Below are 6238 nucleotides of genomic sequence, written 5' to 3' on the forward strand. Positions count from 1 at the left end.
CTTCACGCACCAGTTCAGCTGGGTACCGGTGTAACCGGAGCTAGCGCAGGTGGTGGTGGGGCCGCCACCTGCCAGAATATTGGTCATATACGTCTGCACACCTGGGGCGATGGGGTTGCCACTGAATGAGCCATTGGGGAGATAGGCGTCCAATGGCATTGCACTGTAAACCACTGTGCCGCTGCCATTTTTGTATGCAATGGCCACCGTTTGGCTATGGTCTGCGGTGGTTAGCAGTGCCTGTACACCCGCCGGCATCGCGCTGGTGGTGTAACCGTGGTTGGATGAGTTGCCGCCGTCTAGACTGGTATCAGTCAAGGTGCCGCCGGGGCCGGTGATATAAGGCATCCCTGGAACCAAATCGATTTGGCTGCCCGGGCCATAAATCCATGCAATTGCTGGGGTTCCAGGTAGTGCAGCGGAGGTGCCGCCGCCGGGGTTCCAATCGTCGATGACTAACAGCATGCCGTTGCTATTGGCTGTCTTGACATCTGTGGTGACCACATCGCTCAGTGGACTTCCGAAGCAATGTTCAATAATTAAACCAGCAAGACCGGATAAGGAAGCGGGGCTCAAGTCTGCCAGCGGTTTCTCTGTATGCCCGGCGGCTGTTATGGCCGTGGTCTTCTTGCCATTCCAGCAGCTTCCATAGGTGCCAATCTGGCCGGCATGTGCGGTGGATGTGGACAACATCCCCAGCCCCCCCAGTACCGCCAATGTCAGTGTTGCCATTTGCGTTTTCATAGTGACCCCATCGTTGCTATTCGTACCCCCATTGGGCACGCCTTGCTCAGAATAACGCTAAACGGGTCACAAAACGGACAGGTTGAATGTGTTTACGCCGCCGCGCCCGGCCATCGCGCCAACGCGGTCGCCCTGCTACCCTCACGGCTCAATTTCCTTTGCCCGTTGCCCGCATGAGCGCCGTCCTGTCACTAGACCCTGCCCAAACCCCTGATGAGCGCGTGGTGGCGCTGTTGCTGCAACGCGGCAAGCTCAAAGAGGCCGACTTGGCCAGCGCCCGCAAGCTGCAAGAGCAAGACGGCGGCGATTTGCTGGTGTTGTTGGGGCGGCTGGGGTTGGTGTCCGAGCGCGACCATGCCGATGCCTGCGCCACCGAGTTGGGCCTGCCCTTGCGCAGCGCCCGCGACGTCCCCGAGCTGCCGCCGGAGGATGTGGCGCTGGGCTTCAAGTTTATGAAGCAATTCCACGTGGTGGCGGTGGCCGCAGATGCCGTGGGTGTGGATGTCCTGTTGGCCGACCCGCAAGATAGTTATGTGCAAGAAGCGGTGCGGCTGGCGTTGGGGCGTGTGCTGCGCCCGGCGGTGGCGTTGCGTTCGGAAGTGGATGAGCTGATCGAGCGCTGGCACGGCCAAGGTCGTAGTGCGATGGAGGGCATCGTTGAGCGTGCCGAAGGCGAAGAGCACTTCGATGATGTCGAACACCTGCGCGATTTAGCCTCGGAAGCACCGGTCATCCGCTTGGTGAATCTGATCATCCAGCGCGCGGTGGACTTGCGTGCGTCCGACATCCATATCGAACCCTTTGAAACCCGTTTGAAGGTGCGTTATCGCATCGACGGGGTGCTGGAAGAAGGCGAAAGTCCGCCGCTCAATTTGACCGCCGCGATCATCAGCCGCATCAAGATCATGGCCAAGCTCAATATCGCCGAACGCCGGCTGCCACAGGACGGGCGGATCATGGCGCGGGTGCAGGGCAAAGAGCTGGATCTGCGCGTGTCCAGTATTCCCACTGCGCATGGCGAGTCGGTGGTGATGCGTCTGCTGGACCGTGAAACCGTGGTGCTGGATTTTGCCAAGTTAGGGTTTGGCGAGCACTTCATGCCGCGCTTCCAAAAAGTGCTGGAGCAGCCGCACGGCATCTTGCTGGTCACCGGCCCCACTGGGTCGGGCAAAACCACCACGCTGTACACCGCGCTATCCAAGCTCAACACACCCAAGGTCAAAATTATTACCGTCGAAGACCCGGTGGAATACCAGATTGACGGCATCAATCAGATTCAAGCCAAGCCCGCCATTGGGCTGGATTTTGCCAATGCCTTGCGCAGCATCGTGCGGCAAGACCCCGACATCATCATGATCGGTGAAATGCGCGATCTGGAAACCGCGCGCATCGCCATTCAATCGGCACTGACTGGCCACTTGGTGCTGTCCACCTTGCACACCAACAACGCTGCCGGTGGCATCACCCGGCTGTTGGATATGGGGGTGGAAGATTATTTGCTGACCTCCACCGTCAACGGCATTTTGGCGCAGCGCTTGGTGCGTAAACTAGAACCCACCCACGCCGAAAAATATCCGGCATCGCCAGAAGAAATCGAAAAATTCGGCCTGCGTCGGTTCCAGCCACAAGGCGATATTTTCCTGTACCGCGCGGTACCCTCGGCGCTATCACCCACCGGCTATCTGGGCCGCACCACCATCATGGAATTGCTGGTGATGGACGACGATGTGCGGCGCGCGGTGATGCGTCACGCCGGCATGGACGAGATCGAAAAACTCGCCCGCCAAGGTGGCATGAACACCATGTACGAAGTCGGCATTGCCAAAGCCCTGCGCGGTGAAACCACCATCGAAGAAGTGCTGCGGGTGACGGAAGATGCGTGAGCGAGCCGGGCGAGTTCAACCCTGATGTAATGCCCCAGTCATTTCCTGCTCAGGTGTTCCCTTTACGAGGCGACACCCATGAGTGCGGTAATGGACGCAGAGATCGAGCGATGCCCGGGCAACGCCTCACTTCGCCTGCTGCGCCACCATCCACGTGTGCACTTGCGCCTCCAGCACCGGCAGCGGCACCGAGCCTTGCGACAGGATGACATCGTGGAAGGCGCGCTCGTCGAATTTGCTGCCCAGTGCGGTTTCCGCTTCACTGCGCAGGCGGCGAATGGTGAGCTCGCCCAGTTTGTAACTCAGCGCTTGCCCCGGCCAGCTGATGTAGCGATCCACTTCAGTGGTGATCTCGTGCTCGGACAGCGCGGTGTTGTCGCGCAGGTAGGCCAGCGCCTGTGCACGCGTCCAGCCCATGTGGTGCACGCCGGTGTCGATCACCAGCCGGCAGGCGCGCCACATCGCATAGGTCAGCCGGCCGAAGTCTTCATACGGGGTCTGGTAGATGCCCATTTCCTTGCCCAGCCATTCGCTGTACAGGCCCCAACCCTCGCCGTAGGCACTGATGTATTCCTTGCGAAAGCCGGGCAGCTCGCCTTGTTCCAACACCAACGATTGCTGCAAGGAATGCCCGGGGGAGGACTCGTGCAGGGTCAGCGCCGGCAGGTTGTACAGCGGGCGGCTGGGCAGGTCATGGGTGTTCAGCCAATAGGTACCCGCACCGCCACGGCCTGCGGTCCAGAACGGCGCAATACTGGCCGGTACCGGCACGATGGTGAAGCGCCCGCGCGGCAGGGTGCCGATGATTTTCCCCACCTCGCCATCCACGCGTTTGCTGATCCAGGCGGCGTCGTTGAGCAGTTCCTGCGGGGTCTTGGCGTAGAACTGCGGGTCGCTGCGCAGGAAGCTCAGGAAGTCGGCAAAGCGCGTTTGCGGCGAGCGGCCTTTGAAGCCCACCTGGTCGATGATCGCGTCCATCTCGGCATGGATGGATGCAACTTCTTGCAAGCCGATGGCGTGGATGTCATCGGGCGATAAATCCAGCGTGGTGTAAGCGCGGATTTGTTCGCGATACCACGCCTTGCCATTGGGTAGGGCTTCGGCGGCCAGCGTGGTGCGCGCCTTGGGCATGTAGTCCTGGCGGAAGAAGGTGAGCAGTTTGGAAAATGCGGGAATCACCGCATCCGCGATGGCGGCGCGGCCTTCTGCGCGCAGGGCCGCTTGTTCCTCGGCCGGAATGGTGGAGGGCATTCGTGTGTAGGGTGCCCACAGCGAAGCCGCTTCGGGGTCTTTCAGGTGCGCCGTCATCGCGATGGAATCATCGCGCCCGGTCAATACCGCGCGCGGCACCGAAAACCCACGCGCAAGGCCGGCACGCATGTTGGCGATCTGCTGGTCGAAGTAGCGCGGCACATCACGCAGGCGTGCGGCATAGGCGTGGTAGGCGGCGGCATCGCGCAGCTCGGCGCGGGCCATGAAATCCAGATTCGACCAGAACGAGCTATCCGAATTGAACGGCATTTCATAATCACGAAAGCGCAGTGCCGCCGCCGCGTGCTCGATCTGCGGGCGATAGATCGCGTAGTTCAGTTGCTCGCCCGCCGAAAGCGCCCGTACATTCACGCCATCCAGTTGCTTGAGCACACCCTCCAGATAGGCCAGCTTGTTGGCCTGTGCTTGCGGACTGACATCGGGCAGGCTGCGGTTGCGTGCGGCGGCGTTGGGATCGCCATCCTCATCACCACCAGAGGACTGCTGCGTGCGCCATGTCCATTCGGTTTGGTAGATCGACTGGAAGGCGTTGTCTGCGGCGGTGGGCTGCACAGCGGGCGCGGCAGTTTGGGCAGCGGCAAGCGCAGGCAGCAGACAGAGGGCAAGCAGCAGTCGTTTCACGGATGCAATCCAGTCAGGAGGGGACAACAATGCAGGATGGATTGCGCGCAGCGATACCCAACCTGCCCTGCTCAATGCCCGGCGCGGTCGCGCTTCCAGCCGCGGTGGCGAATATCCAGATACAGGCTGTAGCAGGCGGTGAAGCTGGGGAACAGGTTTTGCAAAATACCCACGGCGTCATTCTTGCCGAAGATGAAATAGCTCAACGTCATCAGGCTGCCGACAATGCTCATGTACCAGAACAAACGCGGGATCACCGGCTTGCCGTGCCGGCGGCTGGCGATGAACTGCACCAACCAGCGGCCACCAAACATCAGTGCGCCGATCAGGCCGATCAGTTTCCACGGACTCATGTGAATGCCGGTCCAGGCCAGCGCGGCCAACGGCGTATCCATGAAGCCCACCGGCGCCAACATCACGGCGTCACTTCCTCAACGGCGGTGCGCCGGCTCCGCACAATCAACCATGCCACCCCGCGCAGGTCACGGATACCGACCAGCGCACGGCCCAGATTGTTGTACTTGGACACCCCAGCGGTGCGATGGCGATGATTGACCGGCACGCTGACGGTTTGCCAACCGGAGCGCTGCATCAGGGCCGGCAGGTAGCGGTGCATGTGGTCGAAATACGGCAAATCCAGGAATGCCTCACGTTCGAACAATTTGATCCCGCAGCCGGTGTCCGGGGTGGCATCGCGCAGCATGCGGCTGCGAATGGCATTGGCCCATTTGCTGGCCCAGCGCTTGCTGCCGGAATCCTGCCGGTTGACCCGCCAGCCGGCAAACAATTTCACATCGGCAACGGCGCTGGCGCGCTTGTCCAGAAGGTGTGGAATATCGGCCGGATCGTTTTGGCCATCGCCATCCAGGGTCGCAATCCACGGCGCGCGCGCCGCCTTGACACCATTGCGTACGGCGGTGCTTTGCCCGGCATTGGCGAGGTGGCGAATGACGCGCAGCTCGGGCGTACTGGCCTGCAATTGGCGCAGGCGTTGCAAGGTGGCATCGCGCGAGGTGTCATCGACATACACGATTTCAAAATCGATACGGCCGCGGAGTGCAGCGAGAATTTCCGCGACCAACGGCGCGACGTTGTCTTCCTCGTTATGCACGGGGACAACCACCGACAGTTGTGGATGTGCGCTCATGCGGGGTGACTCACGTACGGTTGCGCAGCCGTTCCAGCACGCCGTCCAGCGCATCCAGATTGGCGTAATGGATGATCAGCTTGCCTTTGTTGCCGCGCCCGTTGAGTACGCTGACCTTGCTGCCCAAGGTGTCGGATAGTTCGCGTTCCAAACTGGCGATGTCGGCTTGTTTGGGCTTGGCCTTGGGGGCGGTTTTTTTGGCATCGCTGGCCACTTTGCCGGCGGTGATCTGCTGTACGCGGTGTTCGACCTGACGCACCGACCAGCCCTCTTCGGCGGCCTGTCTGGCCAGCGCAATCGCCATGGGCTCGGCCAGCGGCAACAGCGCGCGTGCATGGCCCATTTCAATCGCACCAATTTGCACCAAGTTGCGAATGGCTTCGGGCAGTTCCAGCAGGCGCAATAAATTGCTGACCGCCGCCCGCGAGCGTCCCACCGCTTCGGCGGCAGCGGCGTGGGTGAGGTCGAATTCGTCGATCAGACGTTGCAGCGCTTGCGCTTCTTCCAGCGGGTTCAGGTCTTCGCGCTGAATGTTTTCGATCAGCGCCATCGCCACCACGGTGCGGTCATC

6 protein-coding genes are annotated in these 6238 nt (G+C 61.2%); 1 reads left to right on the forward strand and 5 read right to left on the reverse strand.

The features are described from left to right. The coding region (locus PK789_RS11220) for a hypothetical protein (RefSeq protein ID WP_324308883.1) at nt 1-744 on the reverse strand (744 nt) is incomplete at its 3' end. 173 nt (nt 745-917) lie between these two features. Here PK789_RS11220 and gspE point away from each other — a divergent pair. After that, the gene (gene gspE, locus PK789_RS11225; protein ID WP_324308885.1) at nt 918-2627 is read left to right on the forward strand and encodes a type II secretion system ATPase GspE; all 1710 of its coding nucleotides are present in this window, start codon (nt 918-920) and stop codon (nt 2625-2627) included. A gap of 126 nt (nt 2628-2753) precedes the next feature. Here the strand turns inward: gspE and PK789_RS11230 are convergent, their stop codons facing one another. The 4 genes from PK789_RS11230 to PK789_RS11245 form a co-directional block, all read right to left on the reverse strand. Further along, nucleotides 2754-4529, reverse strand: coding sequence for a DUF885 domain-containing protein (locus PK789_RS11230; protein WP_503011948.1), 1776 nt, complete (start codon nt 4527-4529; stop codon nt 2754-2756). Nucleotides 4530-4591: 62 nt separating this feature from the next. Next, a complete protein-coding gene (locus tag PK789_RS11235; RefSeq protein ID WP_324308888.1) occupies nt 4592-4915 on the reverse strand; it encodes a lipid-A-disaccharide synthase N-terminal domain-containing protein in 324 nt (107 codons plus the stop codon). 20 nt (nt 4916-4935) lie between these two features. Further along, a complete protein-coding gene (locus PK789_RS11240; RefSeq protein WP_324308889.1) occupies nt 4936-5667 on the reverse strand; it encodes a glycosyltransferase family 2 protein in 732 nt (243 codons plus the stop codon). Nucleotides 5668-5677: 10 nt separating this feature from the next. Continuing rightward, nucleotides 5678-6238, reverse strand: a 561-nt coding sequence (locus tag PK789_RS11245) for a ParB/RepB/Spo0J family partition protein (RefSeq protein WP_324308891.1), incomplete at its 5' end; no start/stop codon positions are given.

Source organism: Thermomonas sp., assembly GCF_035369645.1.
In the GTDB taxonomy this organism is placed as follows: Bacteria; Pseudomonadota; Gammaproteobacteria; order Xanthomonadales; family Xanthomonadaceae; genus Thermomonas.

Bases quoted from the DNA above. Each gene is read 5' to 3' on its own strand.
- PK789_RS11240 (WP_324308889.1), bottom strand. From the start codon at position 5,667: ATGAGCGCACATCCACAACTGTCGGTGGTTGTCCCCGTGCATAACGAG.
- gspE (WP_324308885.1), top strand. From the start codon at position 918: ATGAGCGCCGTCCTGTCACTAGACCCTGCCCAAACCCCTGATGAGCGC.
- PK789_RS11235 (WP_324308888.1), bottom strand. From the start codon at position 4,915: ATGGATACGCCGTTGGCCGCGCTGGCCTGGACCGGCATTCACATGAGT.